The organism is Banduia mediterranea (assembly GCF_031846245.1).
Taxonomy (GTDB): Bacteria; Pseudomonadota; Gammaproteobacteria; order Nevskiales; family Nevskiaceae; genus Banduia; species Banduia mediterranea.
Genome location: NZ_JAVRIC010000011.1, coordinates 22,017 through 39,575, shown reverse-complemented (window position 1 = coordinate 39,575; position 17,559 = coordinate 22,017). Strand labels below are relative to the sequence as shown.

General features: G+C 64.6%; 12 protein-coding genes and 1 tRNA gene. 4 read left to right on the top strand and 9 right to left on the bottom strand.

Going from position 1 to position 17,559, the window contains the following annotated elements:
• The first annotated feature begins 94 nt into the window (after positions 1–94).
• Entirely contained in the window at positions 95–2,110 is a 2,016-nt protein-coding gene (locus tag RM530_RS09235) for a S9 family peptidase (protein WP_311364937.1), read from the top strand.
• Positions 2,111–2,112: 2 nt separating this feature from the next.
• Positions 2,113–3,828, top strand: coding sequence for a M28 family metallopeptidase (locus RM530_RS09230; protein ID WP_311364936.1), 1,716 nt, complete (start codon positions 2,113–2,115; stop codon positions 3,826–3,828).
• Positions 3,829–3,950: 122 nt separating this feature from the next.
• Here the strand turns inward: RM530_RS09230 and paoC are convergent, their stop codons facing one another.
• From paoC to RM530_RS09205, 5 genes are all read right to left on the bottom strand, one after another.
• Entirely contained in the window at positions 3,951–6,146 is a 2,196-nt protein-coding gene (gene paoC, locus RM530_RS09225) for an aldehyde oxidoreductase molybdenum-binding subunit PaoC (RefSeq protein WP_311364935.1), read from the bottom strand.
• Positions 6,143–7,096, bottom strand: a complete 954-nt coding sequence (locus RM530_RS09220) for an FAD binding domain-containing protein (RefSeq protein WP_311364934.1) — start codon at positions 7,094–7,096, stop codon at positions 6,143–6,145. Before RM530_RS09220 ends, paoC begins: the two co-directional genes overlap by 4 nt.
• A complete protein-coding gene (paoA, locus tag RM530_RS09215) occupies positions 7,093–7,767 on the bottom strand; it encodes an aldehyde dehydrogenase iron-sulfur subunit PaoA (protein WP_311364933.1) in 675 nt (224 codons plus the stop codon). The genes RM530_RS09220 and paoA overlap by 4 nt, the downstream gene beginning before the upstream one ends.
• A gap of 285 nt (positions 7,768–8,052) precedes the next feature.
• Positions 8,053–8,982, bottom strand: a complete 930-nt coding sequence (locus tag RM530_RS09210; RefSeq protein WP_311364932.1) for a response regulator — start codon at positions 8,980–8,982, stop codon at positions 8,053–8,055.
• Complete coding sequence (locus RM530_RS09205) at positions 8,979–10,283, bottom strand: sensor histidine kinase (protein ID WP_311364931.1); 1,305 nt, start codon at positions 10,281–10,283, stop codon at positions 8,979–8,981. The genes RM530_RS09210 and RM530_RS09205 overlap by 4 nt, the downstream gene beginning before the upstream one ends.
• A 103-nt stretch (positions 10,284–10,386) precedes the next feature.
• Between RM530_RS09205 and RM530_RS09200 the strand changes: the two genes are divergently transcribed.
• Positions 10,387–11,361: an NAD(P)H-quinone oxidoreductase gene (locus RM530_RS09200; protein WP_349256210.1), complete on the top strand. Its 975-nt coding sequence runs from the start codon at positions 10,387–10,389 to the stop codon at positions 11,359–11,361.
• 154 nt (positions 11,362–11,515) lie between these two features.
• Here the strand turns inward: RM530_RS09200 and RM530_RS09195 are convergent, their stop codons facing one another.
• The 4 genes from RM530_RS09195 to RM530_RS09180 all read right to left on the bottom strand — a co-directional run bounded on the left by RM530_RS09195 (position 11,516) and on the right by RM530_RS09180 (position 16,272).
• Entirely contained in the window at positions 11,516–12,670 is a 1,155-nt protein-coding gene (locus RM530_RS09195) for a nucleoside hydrolase (RefSeq protein ID WP_311364929.1), read from the bottom strand.
• Between the two features lie 71 nt (positions 12,671–12,741).
• Complete coding sequence (gene rlmKL, locus RM530_RS09190; protein WP_311364928.1) at positions 12,742–14,907, bottom strand: bifunctional 23S rRNA (guanine(2069)-N(7))-methyltransferase RlmK/23S rRNA (guanine(2445)-N(2))-methyltransferase RlmL; 2,166 nt, start codon at positions 14,905–14,907, stop codon at positions 12,742–12,744.
• 35 nt (positions 14,908–14,942) lie between these two features.
• On the bottom strand, positions 14,943–15,908 hold the full coding sequence (locus tag RM530_RS09185) for a hypothetical protein (RefSeq protein WP_311364927.1): 966 nt from the start codon (positions 15,906–15,908) through the stop codon (positions 14,943–14,945).
• A 287-nt stretch (positions 15,909–16,195) separates the two neighbouring features.
• Positions 16,196–16,272: transfer RNA gene (locus RM530_RS09180), tRNA-Met, on the bottom strand.
• 345 nt (positions 16,273–16,617) lie between these two features.
• Between RM530_RS09180 and RM530_RS09175 the strand changes: the two genes are divergently transcribed.
• Complete coding sequence (locus tag RM530_RS09175; RefSeq protein WP_311364926.1) at positions 16,618–17,436, top strand: sulfatase-like hydrolase/transferase; 819 nt, start codon at positions 16,618–16,620, stop codon at positions 17,434–17,436.
• Positions 17,437–17,559 lie beyond the last annotated feature (123 nt).

The following is a 17,559-nucleotide window of genomic DNA, read 5'->3' as shown; positions in this document are numbered from 1 at the left end:
GCGCACGCCGCCGTACCGCTTTTACCCAAGCTTCGGTTTTGCAGGCCCGGATTCGGCGCGTACCATCCGCGAAGCCCCAATACCCGGAATCCCCATGCTGCGCATTGTTTCGGCTGCCGCGCTGAGCCTCACCGCCTCAATCGCCACGGCGGCGACCCATCCCTATTCGATTGACGATCAGGTTCGCTTCGATCGTGTCAGCAGCCCCCAGCTGGCGCCCGACGGCGAGTCGCTGGTCTACCAGCTGCGCGAAACCGACTTCGATGCCGACAAGGGGCTCAACAGCCTGTGGACGCTGTCACTCGCAAACGGCAAGGCCACACCGCAACGCATCACGCCGGCCAGCCTCGGTGCGCATGACGCGCAGTGGGCGCCCGATGGCAGCGCCGTTTATTTCCTCGCGGCAAAGGACGGCTCGCAGCAACTGTGGCGCGTGGTTCCTGGCGAGGATGCCGAAACGCTCAGTGAATTGCCGGTCGACATCGGCAGCTTCCTGATCGCGCCGGACGGCAAGCAGCTCGCTTTGTTGATCGATGTGTTTGCGGACTGCACGAACCTCGCCTGCACCGCCGCGCGCATCAAGTCCGCCGACGAGGACCCCGTCAGCGGCGTGATGTATCAGCGCATCTTCGTGCGTCACTGGGATACCTGGGAAGACGGCCGCAATACCCAGCTGTTCTCGGCCACACTCAAGGACGACGGCCTTGGCGAACCCGTCGCGCTGTCCTCCACGCTCGACGCCGACATCACCGAACCGGCGTTCTCGCCGGATTCGCGGACCCTGGCGTTTTCGGCCCGGCTCAAGCAGGGCGAGCCCTGGTCCACCAACTTCGATATCTACACGGTCGCAGTCGACGGCAGCGCCGCGCCAAGCAACCACACGGCCATGAACCAGGCCTGGGATGCCGGCCCGCTGTACTCGCCGGACGGCAAAACCCTGTACTACCGTGCCATGAAGCGCCCCGGTTTCGAGGCCGACCGCTACGGCATCGTGGCCCTGGATCTGGACAAGGGCTCCACGCGGGAAATCGGCGCCACCTGGGATCGTTCGGCCGGCGCGCTACAGGTTTCGCCGGACGGCAAGACGCTCTACACCACGGCCGACGATCTCGGCCAGCATCGATTGTTTGCGATCGGCGTCGCCAGCCAGCGCGTCAGCGCCCTGAGCAAGGATGGTTCGGTCGGCAATTTCGACGTGGGCACCGGGCAAATCGTGCTGACGATGGACAATCTCGACTCGCCGGCGCAGGTCTACCGCATCAGCGGTTCCGGCAAACCCAAGCCCATCACCAAGCTCAACGCCGAACGCCTGGCGGACATCGAGTTCGGTGACTACGAGCAGTTCTCGTTCAAGGGCTGGAACGACGACGAAGTCCACGGCTACGTGGTCAAGCCAGCGGGCTACAAAAAAGGCCGGAAGTACCCGGTGGCCTTCATCATCCACGGCGGCCCGCAGGGCAGCATGGGCAATCACTTCCACTATCGCTGGAATCCGCAGACCTACGCTGGCGCCGGCTTCGCGGTGGTATTCATCGACTTCCACGGCTCCACCGGCTACGGCCAGGCCTTCACCGACGCCATCTCGCGCGACTGGGGCGGCAAGCCGCTGGCCGACCTGCAGAAGGGCTGGGCCTACGCACTGCAGGAATATTCCTTTCTCGACGGCGACAAGGCCTGCGCCCTGGGCGCGTCCTACGGCGGTTACATGATCAACTGGATCGCCGGCCAATGGCCGGACGCCTTCCGGTGCCTGGTCAACCACGACGGCGTATTCGATGCGCGCTCGATGTACTACAGCACCGAGGAGCTGTGGTTCCCGGAATGGGAAAACGGCGGCCCCTACTACGAAAAGCCGGACGCCTACGAGCGCTTCAATCCGGCGACGCGGGTCGAGCGCTGGAAGACACCGATGATGGTGATTCAGGGCGGGCTCGACTACCGCGTGCCGCTGGAACAGGGGTTGTCGGCCTTCACCGCCCTGCAGCGCCAGAACATCCCGAGCCAGTTCCTGTATTACCCCGACGAAAACCATTGGGTGCTCAAGCCCCACAACAGCGTGCAATGGCATCGCGCCGTCGAAGCCTGGATCAAACGCTGGACCGGAGAATGACCATGACGACCAAAACCTACACTGGCGTGGCACTGTTGACGCTGCTGAGCCTCACCGCCTGCGAGCACTCCAGCGACGGGGGCGAATCCGTCAGCCAGACCGAACCGGCCGAGGCACCGGTGATGGCGGTCGCGAACGACGCCGAATCGCAGATCGATACGGACGACCTGCTCAAGTACATCAAGCAGCTGTCCTCGGACGAGTTCGAAGGCCGCCTGCCCGGCACGCCCGGCGGCGAGAAAACGGTGGCCTACCTCGTCGAACAGTTCAAGAGATTGGGGCTGGCGCCCGGCAACCCCGACGGCAGCTACACCCAGGCGGTGCCCCTGGTCGGCATCACCGGTCAGCCGACGATGCAGTTCACGGTCGGCGACAAACCGATCGAAATGCAGCGTGGCAGCGATTTCGTGGCCACCACCGCGCAGTTCACCGATGAGGTTTCGGTCGAGGAGGTGCCGCTGGTGTTCGTCGGCTACGGCGTGCAGGCACCGGAATACGACTGGAACGACTACAAGGGCATCGATCCCAAGGGCAAGGCCCTGGTCATGCTGATCAACGATCCGCCGGTCAGCGGCGAGGACGGTGAACTGGATTCGGAGGTGTTCGGCGGCCAGGCCATGACCTACTACGGTCGCTGGACCTACAAATACGACATCGCTTCCAAGCTCGGCGCCGCCGCCGTGATCATCGTCCACGAGACCGAACCGGCCAGCTATCCCTGGAGCGTGGTCGAACACAGCTGGACCGGCGAGCAGTTCGAACTCGCCGCCAGCAACAAGAACATGGACCGCGTGCCGGTGCAGGGCTGGATCACGCTGGACCGCGCCCACGAGCTGTTCTCGGCGGCCGGTCAGGACTTCGACGCACTGAAGAAACAGGCCGTGAGCCGCGACTTCAAGCCGGTGCCGCTGGACTCGGCCACCGTCACCGCGCGCATCGACAATACGGTCCGTGAAGTCGACTCACAGAACGTGATCGCCCGTATCGAAGGCAGTGACGCCACGCTCAAGAACCAGTACGTGGTCTACAGCGGCCATTGGGATCACCTGGGCCGCAACCCGGACCTGGAAGGCGACCAGATCTTCAACGGCGCCGTCGACAACGCCTCCGGCACCGCCGGCCTGCTGGAAATCGCGCAAGCCTACAAGGCCCTGCCGCAAGCCCCGAAGCGCTCGATTCTGTTTCTGGCCGTGACCGCCGAGGAACAGGGGCTGCTCGGCTCCAAGCACTACGCGCAGAACCCGCTGTATCCGGTTGCGGACACCGTGGCGATGCTCAACATGGACGCGATGAATCCCTTCGGCGCAACCCGCGACGTGCAGATCATCGGCTACGGACAGAACAGCCTGGAGGACATCGCCGAGGAGATCGCGGCCTCACACGAGCGCGAGATCGTGCCCGACACCGCGCCCGAGAAGGGCTTCTACTACCGATCCGACCAGTTCGAGTTCGCCAAGGTCGGCATTCCCGCGCTGTACGCGGACGGCGGCGTGGACGTGATCGGCAAACCCAAGGGCTACGGCGAGCAGAAGATGAAGGAATACACCGCCAATGACTACCACTCCGTCTCCGACGAAGTGAAGCCGGATTGGGACCTGTCCGGCATGGTCGCCGATCAGCAACTGCTGTTCGAGATCGGCCAGCATGTGGCCGACAGCGAGGACATTCCGACCTGGAAGGAAGGCTCGGAGTTCAAGGCGGTGCGCGAAGCGCAGTGAATCGGGCAGCGCCCGCCGCACCGATGCTGCCGTAGGGAGCGAGCGGGGTTACGTGGTTACGGTGACAGTTTACCGGACAGCAGTGATGTAAATCTATTATTGAAACAGCGTGCTAGCTGCGCTTACACGCTGTCCGGCAGCCGGTCGATCAGTTTGTCGAGCGTGATCGGGTAGTCGCGGACGCGGACGCCGGTGGCGTTGTAGATGGCGTTGGCGACCGCGGCGGCGACGCCGCAGATTCCCAGTTCTCCGACACCCTTGGCTTTCATCGGGGACGAAATCGGGTCGACCTCGTCGAGGAATATGACGTCCTGATGCGGGATGTCCGCGTGCACCGGCACTTCGTAGCCCGCGAGATCATGATTGACGAAGTAGCCGAATCGCTTGTCGATGGCCAACTCCTCCATCAGGGCAGCGCCGGCACCCATGGTCATGGCGCCGATGACCTGGCTACGGGCGGCCTTGGGATTCAGGATGCGCCCGGCGGCGCAGACGGCGAGCATGCGGCGGATGCGGATTTCCGAGGTCATGGCGTCGACCGCGACTTCAACGAAGTGCGCGCCGAAGGTGGACTGCTGATACTGCTCGTCGAGGTCGCCGTACTCGATGCGGTCCTCGGCCACGAGTTCGCCGTCGCGGGCGGCGTCCGCGAGCGCCGCGTCCCGGTTTCCCGCACGCACCCGCCCGTCGCTGAAATCGGTTTCGGTCGGATCGAACCCCAAAGTCCGGGCCACCGTTTCCCGCAGTTTCATGCAGGCGGCGTAGACGCCGGACGTGGAGTTGTTCGCGCCCCATTGACCGCCGGAGCCGGCCGATACCGGAAAGTCCGAATCGCCGAGGCGCACCTTGATCCGGTCGAGCGGCAGCCCCAGGGTCTCGGCGGCGGTCTGCGCGATGATCGTGTACGAACCGGTGCCGATGTCGGTCATGTCGGTTTCGACCGTCACCATGCCGTCGCCCCCGAGGCGCACGCGCGCGCCGGATTTCGTCAGCAGATTGTTGCGGAATGCGGCGGCGACGCCCATGCCGATGAGCCAGCCACCGTCCCGGACGCTGGCGGGTTTGCGCTGTCGCCGGTTCCAGCCAAAGCGCTCGGCGCCGTTGCGCAGACAGGCAATGAGCTGGCGCTGGGAGAAGGGACGCTGCGGGTTTTCAGGATCGACCTGGGTGTCGTTGAGCACGCGGAATTCGATCGGGTCCAGCCCGAGCCTTTCGGCCATCTCGTCCATGGCGATTTCCAGGGCCATCAGTCCCGGCGCTTCGCCCGGGGCACGCATCGCGTTGCCCTCCGGAAGATCCAGCGTGGCCAAGCGTGCCGCCATCATGCGATGGGCGCCGGCGTAGAGCCGCCGTGTCTGTTGGATCGCATTCTCGATGTCGCCCCCCGGAAGGTTGCCGGACCAGCATTCGTGGCCGATGGCGGTGATCCTGCCGTCGTGGCCGGCGCCGATCCGGATGCGTTGAATGGTCGCCGGCCGATGCGTGGTGTTGTTGAAGATCAGCGGACGCGTGAGGCTGAGTTTGACCGTCCGTTTCGCGGCGCGCGCGCCCAGCGCGGCAAGAATGAGGTCGGCACGGATGAAAAGCTTGCCACCGAAGCCGCCGCCGATATAGGGCGAAATCAGGCGGACATTGTCTTTGGACAGACCCAGTGTCCTGGCGACATCGCCCCGGCTCCAGTTGATCATCTGGTTCGAGGTCCAGAGCGTCAGCTTCTCGCCCTCCCAGGCCGCGATCGTCGCGTGCGGTTCCATCATCGCGTGGCTGTGATCCGGGGTCGTGTAGCTTTCATCGAACCGGACCGCCGATGCGGCCAAGGCGCTCGCGAAGTCGCCGACCGCGACGTCCTGCTGTTCGTCGGACGGCACGGCGGTATCCCGTGCCGCGGCCAGATCGAACACGCCCTGATCGCGGGTGTAGGACACGTCCAGCAACTGGGCGGCGGACCGCGCCTGCTCGAAGGTTTCGGCCACCACCAGCGCGATCGCCTGGTGGTAATGCTGGACGTCTGGGCCGGCTAGCAGTCTTGCGGTATTGAAGCGGCCCTTGCCGAGATCGCCGGCATTGGCGGAGGTCACCACCGCCAGCACGCCGGATGCAGCCAGGGCACGGGACGTATCCATGGACTTGATTCGACCTTTGGCGATCGCCGCGCCGACGACGTAGCCGTACGCCTGATGCGGCACGGCATCGTGATGCTCGTAGGCGTAAGGCGCGGTGCCGGTGGTCTTGGCCGGACCGTCGATCCGGTCGGTAGGCTTGCCGATGAGCTTGAGCCGGTCGATCGGATTGGTGGTGGCGGGCGTCTCGAACTTCATGCCGACCTCGCCTGCGCCATCACGGCGCCGAGCGTGCGTTCGACCAGGGTCAGTTTGAACCGGCTTTGCGGTGTGGGTGTCGCGCCGTTCATGAGCCGTGCCGCCACCGCTTTGGCGCCTTGCGGCATTTCCGCTTCCGCCGCCTCGACACGCCAGGGTTTGGCCGCCACCCCGCCCAGGGCGACGCGGCCGCTGCCGTCGCGCTGCACCACCGCCGCGACCGAGACCAGCGCGAAGGCATACGACGAACGATCCCGGACCTTGCGGTAGAGCTGAACGCCGCCGAGAGGCCTGGGTAGCGTCACGGCCGTGATCAACTCGCCGCGTTCCAGCGTGTTTTCGATATGCGGCGTCTGTCCGGGCAGGCGATGCAGGTCCGCGATCGGAATGTCGCGGCGACTGCCGTCCGGCTTCACGGTTTCCACGCGGGCATCGAGCACGCGCATGGCCACCGCCATGTCGCTGGGATGCGTGGCGATGCAGGCCTCGCTGCCGCCGATCACGCCCAGCTGCCGGCTGACGCCGCCGATGGCCGAACAGCCGCTGCCGGGCAGGCGCTTGTTGCACGCCTGATTCGGATCGTAGAAGTACGGGCAGCGCGTACGCTGCAGCAGATTTCCGGCAGTGGTCGCCTTGTTGCGCAGCTGCCCGGAGGCGCCCGCCAGCAGCGCGCGCGACAGCACTGCGTAGTCCCGGCGCACACGCGTATCGGCCGCCAGATCGGTGTTGCGGACCAGCGCCCCGATACGCAGGCCGCCATCCTCGCTCGGCTCGATGCGGTCCAGCCCCAGCGGATTGATGTCGATCAAATGCGTGGGCGCTTCGATCTCCAGTTTCATCAGGTCGAGCAAATTGGTGCCGCCCGCGATGAAGCTGGCGCCGGGCGTGCGCGCGGCCGCCGCGGCGGCTTCGGCCGGCGTGTTCGCGCGTTCGTAGGTAAACGCCTTCATGCCGATTCCCCGGCCACGTCGAAAATCGCCTCGATGATGTTGGAATAGGCGCCGCAGCGGCAGAGGTTGCCGCTCATCCGCTCGCGGACCTCGTCGAGGCTGAGGCGCGGCGCGGCGTTCAGGTCCGGGCTGACATGACTCGGAATGCCGTCTCTGATTTCCTCGAGCACCGCCACGGCCGAACAGATCTGGCCCGGCGTGCAGTATCCGCATTGATAGCCGTCGTGCCGGACGAACGCGGCCTGCATCGGATGCAGCGCGCCCGGGGTGCCGAGCCCCTCGATCGTGGTGATGCTGGCGCCCTCGTGCATGACCGCCAGCGTCAGGCAGGCGTTGATGCGCCGTCCGTCGACGAGCACGGTACAGGCGCCGCATTGCCCATGGTCGCAGCCCTTCTTGGTGCCGGTCAGCCGCAGCTGCTCGCGCAAGGCGTCGAGCAGGGTCGTGCGCGTATCGAGCACCAGTTTCCGGGTCTTGCCGTTGACCTGCAGCGACGTGGTCGCGGTGGGCGGCGGGGCAGCGTTCTGGCTCATGCCGATGGGCGGCGCCGCGGCCGCTGTCGCTGAAGCTGCGCCGGCGACCAGCAGCTTGCGCCGAGTAAGCGTGAGTCGGTCCGCCTCGTTCGTGTCTTGGATGTCTTCGACTCCTGAGCGCGGACTCGCGGCGGCCACGGACTGTGCCGTAGCTCGATCAATGCTCGGTCGGCACCCGCTGCTGCATGCCGATGATACTGGGGTCTGCTATCGAGGGACATTGGCGCCGCCCTGTGTTGTCAGCCAGCTGTCTGCTCAGCATAAAGCCATGAGCCCCGACCAGAAATGAATGCCGCCCTGGAGCTTGCCACCCAGGCCCGTCATCCCAAGTCCGGGCGCCGGGCGACATTGTGAAACCTTGCTCCCGGATTCCGCTGCGCTTCTCCGGGCTACGGTTTGTTCCGAAACCGCCGTGTCGCGGTCCTAGGACGATCCCAGGCCGCGTGCGCGCAGGCGCGACAGATAGCTCATCACCTTGCGGGCAATGCTTGGATCGCCTTCGCCAGGCGTTATCTGGACCGCGTGGCGTTGCGCCAGCCGCGGCTGCGCATGAAGCGTCTGCCGGTGATTCAGCGCGGACTGCAAACTCATCGACAGCGGTCCCTTGCGCAGCGGCTTCGGCAGAAACCGGTAGACCTGGGCGCCATTGATCAGTCCGACCAGCGTGGATACGTCGCGAAACGAGGTCAGCACCAGCGTCACCACCTCGGGGTGCTGGGCCTTGAGCATCTGCAGCGCGCCCGTCAGGGCATCACCGTTGACGAACAGTTCGCTGATCAGCACCGCGACATCGTGCCGGGCTAGACATTCGAAGCCCTCGTCCAGTGAGGTGGCGCCGTAGACCGGTCGCGACGCACCCACGATCTCGCGCACGCTCTGCTCGGTCGCCGGGTCGGTGTCGATGACCAGCACGCCCGCTGGCGCTGCGGTCATCGCTCGGGCTGGTTCGACGGCGGCCTGCTCGCTCAGATTCATCGCGATCTCGGCCGCTTGAAGCACGCTGCTGCGCAATTCGACCGCATCCCACGGTTTGGCGATGAAGCGAAACACTTCGCCTTCGTTGATGCTCGCCACCACGGCCTCATACTCGGAATATCCGGTCAGCAGCAGCCGCATGCTGTTTGGCGAGACGGCTCGAATCTCGCGCAGCAGATCGGCGCCGAGCATCTGCGGCATGCGCTGGTCCGAGACCACGACGTGCACCGGCTCGCTGCGTGCGATGGCGATGGCCTGCTGCGGGTTGGTCGTGGCGTGGATCTTGAACTGAAGCCGGAACAGCATCGACAGCGAACGCAGGATGCGTTCTTCGTCGTCGACCAGCAGTACCGTCGGTTTGGTGGTCAGGGTATTCATGCGGCCTGAGCCGACTGGCCTGGCTGCGATTGCGGCAGGCTTATCACGAAGCGCGTACCGCGCCCGGGTTCGGACACCACGTCGATGCGGCCGCCGTGGGCCTGCACGATCTGGTAGCAGATCGACAGCCCCAGGCCGGTGCCTTCGCCCACGGGCTTGGTGGTGAAGAACGGGTCGAAGATGCGCTTCAGGTGCTCCGGCGCAATGCCCTTGCCGTTGTCCTGGATCGAGATTCGTGCCCAGCCGTCTTCGTCGGAGGTCTTGATCAGCAGCTTGCCCTGGTCATGCTCGATCGCCTGTGACGCATTGACGATGAGATTGAGCAGTACCTGATTGATCTGCGAAGGCGAGCAGCTCACCGTCGGCAGCGTGCCGAAGCGACGGATCACCTGTACCCGGCTCTTGATCGCGTTGTTGGCGATGGTCAGCGCCTGTTCGATGCAGGCATGCAGATCGACGGCGTCCACGGGCGCCTGATCGAGACGCGAGAAGTCGCGCAGCCCCAGCACCAGGTCGCGGATCGAGTCGGCTCCGAACAGGGTGTCCGTCAGCAGTTCGCGGGTGTCGTCGATCAAGACGCTTTCGCGGATGCCCGCAAGCGATTCGGTGGCCGCGCCCAGGCGCTGTGCAAATTCGGCTTCGTCGGCGCTGCCTTCGCGCAGCAGTTGCAGCAGGCTCTCGCTGTGCTCGATGGTTTCGGCAAGCGCGTCCAGCGTCAGCGCGAACATTTCCACGTTGTTGCGCACATAGCCCAGTGGCGTGTTGATCTCGTGCGCAACGCCGGCCACCATCTGACCGAGCGAGGCCATCTTTTCGGACTGAACCAGCGCGGCCTGCGAGGCCTTGAGGCTGTCGTAGGCGCGCGAGACGTCGCTGCGGCTGTCGACCAGCTGTTTCTGGATCGCCGAGAGCAGATCCAGCACCAGTCCGACGCCGAGGTAGCGTTGATCGCGCACGATCACGAAGTCCTCAGTGATCGGCGATTGCAGACGCGCGCCGACATAGGCCGCGGCGTCTTCGAGCGAATCGTCGATTCTCACGATCAGCGGTTCGCGATTCATCACGCTGGAGACAGTTCGGCGGCCGTACAATTCGCGACCGTAGCGATGCATGAAAATCTGGTTCAACTGATTGCGGCTGAGTACACCGACCACCGTGCCGTTGGACACGATTGGCAGGCACAGCAGGCGATCGTATTCATTGCCCAGCAGCAGGTCGGCGGCCTCGGCGATGCTCGTGACCGGCGAGATCGGACGAACCTCGATCAGCAATGAGACGATGGAGCGCGGCGATTCCGACACGTTTGGAGGGTCCGGCGAGTAGAACCGGTAGAGTCTGGACTCCGTGCATGACACGAATATGTCCTGTCCCCGCAGAGGAGCACGTAAAGTAATGAGCCAGACCATGAAGGCGATCGAGATCAGCGAACCGGGTGGGCCGGAGGTGCTGAAGGCCTGCGAGCGACCGCGCCCGACTCCCGGACCGGCTCAGGTGCTGATTCGGGTCGCCGCTGCCGGCGTGAACCGGCCCGACGTGTTTCAGCGCATGGGTGCCTATCCGCCGCCGCCGGGAGCCTCCGATCTGCCGGGCCTGGAAGTGGCAGGCACGATCGTTGACGGCGACTGCGGTGACTCCGGTTTCGCCGTCGGCGACCGGGTTTGCGCCCTGGTCCACGGCGGCGGCTATGCCGAGTACTGTCTCGCGGACAACGGCGTGTGTCTTCCGATTCCGGACGGTCTGGACGAGATTCAGGCGGCCGTTTTGCCGGAAACCTGCTTTACGGTGTGGAGCAATGTCTTCGACCGCGCGGCGCTGGCGCCGGGCGAATCGCTGTTGGTGCAGGGCGGCAGCAGCGGCATCGGCGTGACGGCGATCCAGATCGCCAGCGCGCTTGGTCATCCGGTGTTCGCCACGGCGGGCAGCGCTGAAAAGTGTCAGGCCTGCGAATCGCTTGGCGCCACGGCGATCAACTATCGGGAACAGGATTTCGTCGCCGTGGTTCGCGAGCACACCGGCGGTCGCGGCGTTGATGTGATTCTCGACATGGTGGCCGGGGATTACGTTCCGCGCGAGATCGACTGCCTCGCGGAAGATGGCCGAATCGTGATCATCGCCCTGCTCGGCGGCGCTCGCGCCACCGTGAACCTGGGCAAGATCATGAGCCGTCGCCTGTCGGTGAGCGGTTCGACGCTGCGACCGCGCTCGGTGGCATTCAAGGCCGCGATTGCCGCGCAGCTGCGTCAGCGGGTCTGGCCGCTGATCGAGAGCGGACAGCTCAAACCGGTGATCCACCAGATCTTCGCGCTGGATGACGCGGCCGAGGCGCACCGCATGATGGAAAGCAGCGCGCACATCGGCAAGCTGGTGCTGAAGCTCTGATCCAGGGTTTGGCGTTGGCCGGGCGACGGCCAAAAGCGGGGCTCGCGCAAAGACGCAAAGACGCGAAGGATTTGTTCCGAGGTACAAGCACCGCTTGCCCGTCTGTTCTTCGGCGTTTTCTTTGTGCCCTGGCGTCTTTGCGCGAGGCAGCTTTTCAGTACTGTTCCGATGTTCCGCGTTGCAATGGACGGTTCATCAGTTCCACCATCATGTTCTCAAGCCGCTCCACGTCGATTGCCCGCACCACGGTCTGAAGCTGTTCGCCGAGTCCCGGCTGGTAGTGCTCGGACCATGACAAGGTCTGGCCGTAGCCGGCACTGAAACTGGTGTCCACGTCCACGTAGAGCGGACTGCTTTTCGTGATGATCGACGGGTCCAGCCACACCGCTGTGGCGATTTCGTCCCACAAGGGAAAGCCGGTTTCCAGATGGTCCTGGAAGGCCTTCGACAGCGGCGTGCCGGCGGCGCTCATGCGCTCGACCAGCTTCGGCGTGAGTTCGGTCGCGGTCGAGGGGTCCACGGGAATCATCGTGATCTTCTTCCAGGGCGCACGCAGCGTGATGCTCGCGGCTTCCGGGTCCCAGCGGAAATTGAATTCCAGGCGCGGGGTGTTGATGAATTCACGGGCGAACTGCGCGGCGGACACCGAATCGCGCATCTGCCGCGGGTTGATGCTGCCGCCCATGTAGATCAGCTGCTTGGCCGTGGCGGCGAACTCGGGGTCGAGCCGCTGCGCCAGCGCCAGATTGGTCAGCGGACCGGTGGCGATGATCGTGACCTCGCCCGGAAATTCACGAACCTTGCGGATCAGGAAATTCGCCGCGATTTCATCGGAGGCTTCGAGGCTCGGATTGCCTTCCGGCAAGTCGGGTACGACATCGTGTGCGTGGTAGTTCGGTGCGGTCTGCACGGTGTCCTCGACCCATTGCTTCATCCACGGACCCTTGAACACCAGCTTGCCGAACAGCGACTCCCAGCGTTCTGTCTCCTTTTCGGTATTGACCAATGGGAATGCCGAACCCGGTACGACCGGCACCTCGGGGCGATCGATGATCTCCAGCATGCGCAGCGCGTGGGCCACGTTCTCGTCGCGCCAGGTGGAGCCGCTGACGATGGTGATGCCGAGCACGTCCACGCGCGGCGACTGCAAGGCCATCAGCTGTGCCGGGTGCAACATCGGCACGTCGTCGTCGAGGATCAGCTTGAGTCTGTCGGCGGCCAGAGCGGGTCCGGCGAGGACCGTGAGAGCAAGGCCGGCAAGCCAGGGACTGCGGCGTGGATAAGCGGCAAAGCGTGGTTGTCGCGTCATCGGTCGTCGGGCAGGGCGATGGATTCAAGCAAGTGCGCCGCAATGCCTGTGCCAGCCGGGAACTTCGCCGCTCAGAGCTGTGTGACTTTCCAGCAGCGGTGCGCGGGCGGCGGACGTTTGAAATCCTCGTCCAGCGTTTGTTGCGTGATGTCCTCGACGTGCAGGCCGGCCGATGCCGCGTCGTCGAGCTTGAAGCGTCGCCGATTGGTCGAGAAATACAGCGTGCCGCCGGGACGCAACAGGGCGGCGGCGTTGCGGATCATTTCCACGTGATCGCGCTGCGTGTCCAGCACTTCCTCCATGCGTTTGGAATTGGAGAAGGTCGGTGGGTCGCAGAAGATCAGGTCGAAGCGCGGCGAGGCCGGGTCGGCGGCTTGTTCGCGCAGCCATTGCAGGCAGTCGGCCTGCAGCAGCACATGCGGTTCGTTCCAGGCGGAACGCACGCCGCGGCGCGTCTGTAGCGTGGACGCGAAGCCGTTGGCTTGCAGGTTGCGCGCCGCCCATTCGAGATAGGGTTTGGACAGATCAACCGACAGCGTGCGCGAGGCGCCGCCCACCGCCGCATGCGCGGTGGCGCTGCCGGTGTAGCAGAACAGGTTAAGCACGCGCTTGTCGCGCGATTCACGTTGCAGGCGCAGACGCAGCGGCCGGTGATCCAGAAACAGGCCAGTGTCGAGATAGTCGTCGAAGTTCACGCTCAGCCGGCAGTCGTGCTCGACCAGTTCGAAGAATCGCTGGGCCTGGCTCTGGCGCTCGTACTGGGCGCTGCCCTTCTGCGGTTTGCGCAATTTGAAGTGCAGCCGCTCGGACGGCAGTTCGAAAATGCTGTGCAGGGCCGCCAGCGCCTGTCGAAGACGCTGCTCGGCACGCACCGGGTCGATGTCCTTGGGTGCCAGGTATTCCTGGACGTGCAGATGGATTTCGCCGGCGCAGTCGTAGAGGTCCACCGCGAGTGCGTATTCGGACAGGTCGGCGTCGTACAGCCGGTAGGCGGAGATGCCGTTGCGCCGCGCCCACTTGCCGAGATGGCGCAGGTTCTTGCGGATGCGGTTGGCGAAATCGCTGCCGTGTTCGGCCGAGGGCGGTTCGGCCGGGATGTCGAACTGCAACAGCTTGCACGGCAGATCGCCGTTGTAGAACGAATGGATCGCCGAGGCGCGCAGGCCCAGGCGCGGCGCCAGGTCCGGGCGGGCGGTGAAGATGCCGGCATGCCAGCCGCCAAAACCCTGACGCAACTGATTGCCGAGCAGGCTGTAGAGCTTGATCAGTTCGTTCTCGCTGCCCAGGCGTTCGCCGTATGGTGGATTGCTGAGCAGCAGGCCGCTTGCGGCCGGCGCGGTCTGTTGCAGCGCATCGCCCAGTGTCCAGGTGATGGCCGGCGCAAGTCCGGCACGCCGGGCGTTGGCGCGCGCCGTCTCCAGCGCTCGCGGGTCCGAATCGGAAGCATGAATCGGTAGGCTGATGGTGCGCCTGGCCTCGACCGCCTCGCGCCGCACGGTTTCCCAGAGGTCCGCACGATGGCCCAGCCAGGCGCTGAATCCCCATTGCCGGCGCGACAGGCCCGGGGCCTGCTGGGCGGCGATCATCGCCGCCTCGATCGCCAGCGTGCCGGAGCCGCACATCGGGTCGCAGAACGCCGCGCCTTCTGCTGCGAGCCGGGCCCAGCCTGAACGCAACAGCAGCGCGGCCGCCAGATTTTCCTTCAGCGGCGCCTGGCCGCCATCGCGCCGATAGCCGCGCTCGTGCAGGCTGCCGCCGCCAAGGTCAAGGCTGATGGTGGCGCGTTCGCGATCCAAATGCAGGTGCAGGCGAATGTCGGCGTGTTCGGTATCGATCGAGGGTCGGCGTCCGCTGCGTGCGCGAAACTGGTCGACGATCGCATCCTTGAGTCGCAGTGTGGCGAAATGCGTATGCGTGATGCCTGGAGAGCGTCCGGCCACTTCGATCGCCAGCCGCACGTCCACATCGAACAGGGCGGACCAGTCATGGGCGAGCGCGCCTTCGTAGAGGCGCTCCGGGTCCGGTGCGTCCACCACGAACAGCGGCAGCAGCACGCGCGACGCGGTTCGCGACCACAGGCAGGCGCGATAGAGGCTTGCCAGATCCGCACGCAGGGCGACCCCGCCGCGACGCTCCCGCACGTCCTGAGCACCCAATTCGCTCAGCTCGGTGGCCAGCAGCGGTTCGAGGCCGCGCGCAGCGGTGACGAAGGCATCGAGAAGTTCGGGCTGCGGCATCGGGGGGATTATCCGTGTTGAAACGCTTGCCTGTCTCAGACAACCTCACGCAGTGCCGTCAGCCAGGCGCTTGGCAGATTGCGTGAAGCGGAGTCGCGTTGCGCATGCGCGAGCTTGACGGGCAGTTGTTCCTGGTCAAAGGCGGCGCGCAGGGACTGCGCCAGACTTTGCGTCTCTGGTGCGTGGATGCCGATGCACAGCACGCCGAGCAGATGATCGTCGGTGCGTGCCGCCAGATGCGGGCTCTGAACCAGCGAACGCACGATCCAGCCGATCCGGCGTAACGCACGGTCGTGCTCTCGGCGGTCCTCGGTGGATGTCTGAATGCGGATCGCGATGGCGCCGCAGGGGTCGCCGAGCCGATGACAGCGCTGTTCCTCCACCGCAAGGCTCGAACGCCAGGCCGAGGTCGTGAACAGGCCGGTGGAGGGGTCGGTGCTGTTCAGCATGCTGCTGCGTTCGTGATCGCGCTGCCGCGCCACGTCGCGCTGCTCATCGATAAATATTGTCGAAAGCTGACGCGCTGCGAACCTGAGCAGGTGGCTGCAAGAATGAATCGAGTCGTCGTGCGCGGTGGAATCCATGGCGAACAGCGCGGCGTAGGCATGCCCGGTGGCGTCCTGCAGGGGGGCGGACATCCAGGACCGGACCTGCAGGCAAACTTCGCGCGCGTCGTCGATGCACAGCGCCGCATTCAACAGCGAGGGAATGATGTGCACGCTGTCGGCCTGTTCGGCGCGCCACAGTTCGCATGGCAGGCGCAGTACCGTTCCGGGGGGAATGCAACCGAAACCATCCAGGCTGCGCAGCACGACCGCGCGTGCCGGTGCGAGACGCGCCAGGAACCACAGCCTGTGGCCCATCTGCGCGTGGCCCTGTTCCAGCCAGGCGTCGATCTTGTCCTCGAAATGCGTGAACGGCAGTAGTGATGATGCGGACTGGGCCGCATTCATGACCTGGCCTGACGCGGCGAGGCGCAGCTCTGTCGGGATGTCGTCCATCGCGCGGCGACTTTCACCGTGGTCTCCTCGCATTTTCGTTCTTGACGGTGTCGGCTGGGTTTGATGGGTTTGGTGGGGGCCCGCTCCATGCAGTCGATTGAAGCATGAACCGGACGCGCACGCCTGCAAAATGCCGAATAGCGGCATGGCGCTTGCCTGCGATAGACCATTGCGATTGCGTAAGAAACCGTTGGCAAGGTCGCCGATGGCGGCGAGGGGGCACGAACGGCAGGCTTGCGGATTCCGTTGAGCGGATTTCGCAAGCCTTGCGGTCATCGAAGTCGAGATGGTGGCTAGGGAGAGACTCGAACTCTCGACCTCAGCATTATGAGTGCCGCGCTCTAACCGGCTGAGCTACCTAGCCATGATCTCAAAAGGGTCGCGAATTCTAGAGTAAAGCGGCAAGCGCGTCGAGCACGATTTGCAGGAGTCGAACTGGTTGTGGTCGTATCGAAGTCAATGACCGGAGGCGCCATGCGCAAAACCTTACATTGTCAACGTGAATCACGCGCCGCGTGATGCCGACCGACCCTCGCCCGCTTGCGGGAAAGGCGGCGCTCGCGAATGCGAGCGGTGGGTAGGGGAACGGCCATTCCGCAGCAGATTCATTCTGCGGGGTGCCGCTTGGCGGCACGGCCGTTAGACTGCCCACCCGCTGTCCGTCAGGGGCATGGACAGTTCAGTAATTCCACACGGAGCGCGCACAAGGATGGCATTGAAAAATCTGGTCTTCATCGTGATGGACAGCTGTCGTTTCGACAGCTACCAGGCTGCGAAGACCCCGAACATGGATGCCTTGGGCGAGGGCTCGCGACGCTATTCGTTTGCCTCCTGGACCAGCCCGTCCCACTACACCTATCTGATGGGAATGATTCCGCACGAGAGTCCGCAGGGCGTGTTCGCGTCCGAGGTCTACAAGAAGGACTTTTCCAAGTGGGTCGACCGGCTCGGCATCGACGGCCTGTCGTTCAAGAGTTTCATCCCCGAGCTGTCCTTGCCCAAGGTCTTGCAGAGCCATGGCTACCGCACCGAGGCGCGCGTGTCGCTGCCGGTACTCAATCCGTTCTCGCATCTGAACCGGCATTTCGACGAATACAAGCTGATGCCGAATCACAACGATTTCGTCGGCATCGTCAACCAGATCGAATTCGACGAGGATGAACCGAGCTTCCATTTCCTGAACCTCGGCGAGACCCACTATCCGTACATGCTGGATCCGAAGACGATGCCGCACATCTCCGGGGTGCACGGGGTGTTCAAACGCATGGACGACCATCTGGGAATCGATACCGATAGTCAGTTTTTTGACGCTGACCAGATGCGGATGCTGCATCTTCAGCAGACCAAGACCGTGGAATATGTTGACCAGGTGCTGGCCGCGCTGATCGACAAGGCGCCGAAGGATACGCACTTCGTCATCACCGCCGATCACGGCGAGTGCTTTGGCGAAAGCGGCTATTTCGGGCATGGCCCGATCGTGCACGAGAAGGTACTGGAAGTACCGTTTCTGGAGGGCGTCAAGCGCTAGTATGAACCGAGCGTGGGGGGGGCACAAAGGTTGATACAGCAGATTGCAGCAGTGATCGTCGATATTCGGCGACTGCGACGGGATTCGGCGTCGCGCGAAAGGCGAACAGGCCCTGGGGTGGCA

Excerpts from the sequence above, each read along its gene's own strand:
- RM530_RS09235 (WP_311364937.1), top strand. The coding sequence starts at position 95 with ATGCTGCGCATTGTTTCGGCTGCCGCGCTGAGCCTCACCGCCTCAATC.
- RM530_RS09230 (WP_311364936.1), top strand. The coding sequence starts at position 2,113 with ATGACGACCAAAACCTACACTGGCGTGGCACTGTTGACGCTGCTGAGC.
- paoC (WP_311364935.1), bottom strand. The coding sequence starts at position 6,146 with ATGAAGTTCGAGACGCCCGCCACCACCAATCCGATCGACCGGCTCAAG.
- RM530_RS09220 (WP_311364934.1), bottom strand. The coding sequence starts at position 7,096 with ATGAAGGCGTTTACCTACGAACGCGCGAACACGCCGGCCGAAGCCGCC.
- RM530_RS09210 (WP_311364932.1), bottom strand. The coding sequence starts at position 8,982 with ATGAATACCCTGACCACCAAACCGACGGTACTGCTGGTCGACGACGAA.
- RM530_RS09200 (WP_349256210.1), top strand. The coding sequence starts at position 10,387 with ATGAAGGCGATCGAGATCAGCGAACCGGGTGGGCCGGAGGTGCTGAAG.
- RM530_RS09195 (WP_311364929.1), bottom strand. The coding sequence starts at position 12,670 with ATGACGCGACAACCACGCTTTGCCGCTTATCCACGCCGCAGTCCCTGG.
- rlmKL (WP_311364928.1), bottom strand. The coding sequence starts at position 14,907 with ATGCCGCAGCCCGAACTTCTCGATGCCTTCGTCACCGCTGCGCGCGGC.
- RM530_RS09185 (WP_311364927.1), bottom strand. The coding sequence starts at position 15,908 with ATGGACGACATCCCGACAGAGCTGCGCCTCGCCGCGTCAGGCCAGGTC.
- RM530_RS09175 (WP_311364926.1), top strand. The coding sequence starts at position 16,618 with ATGGCATTGAAAAATCTGGTCTTCATCGTGATGGACAGCTGTCGTTTC.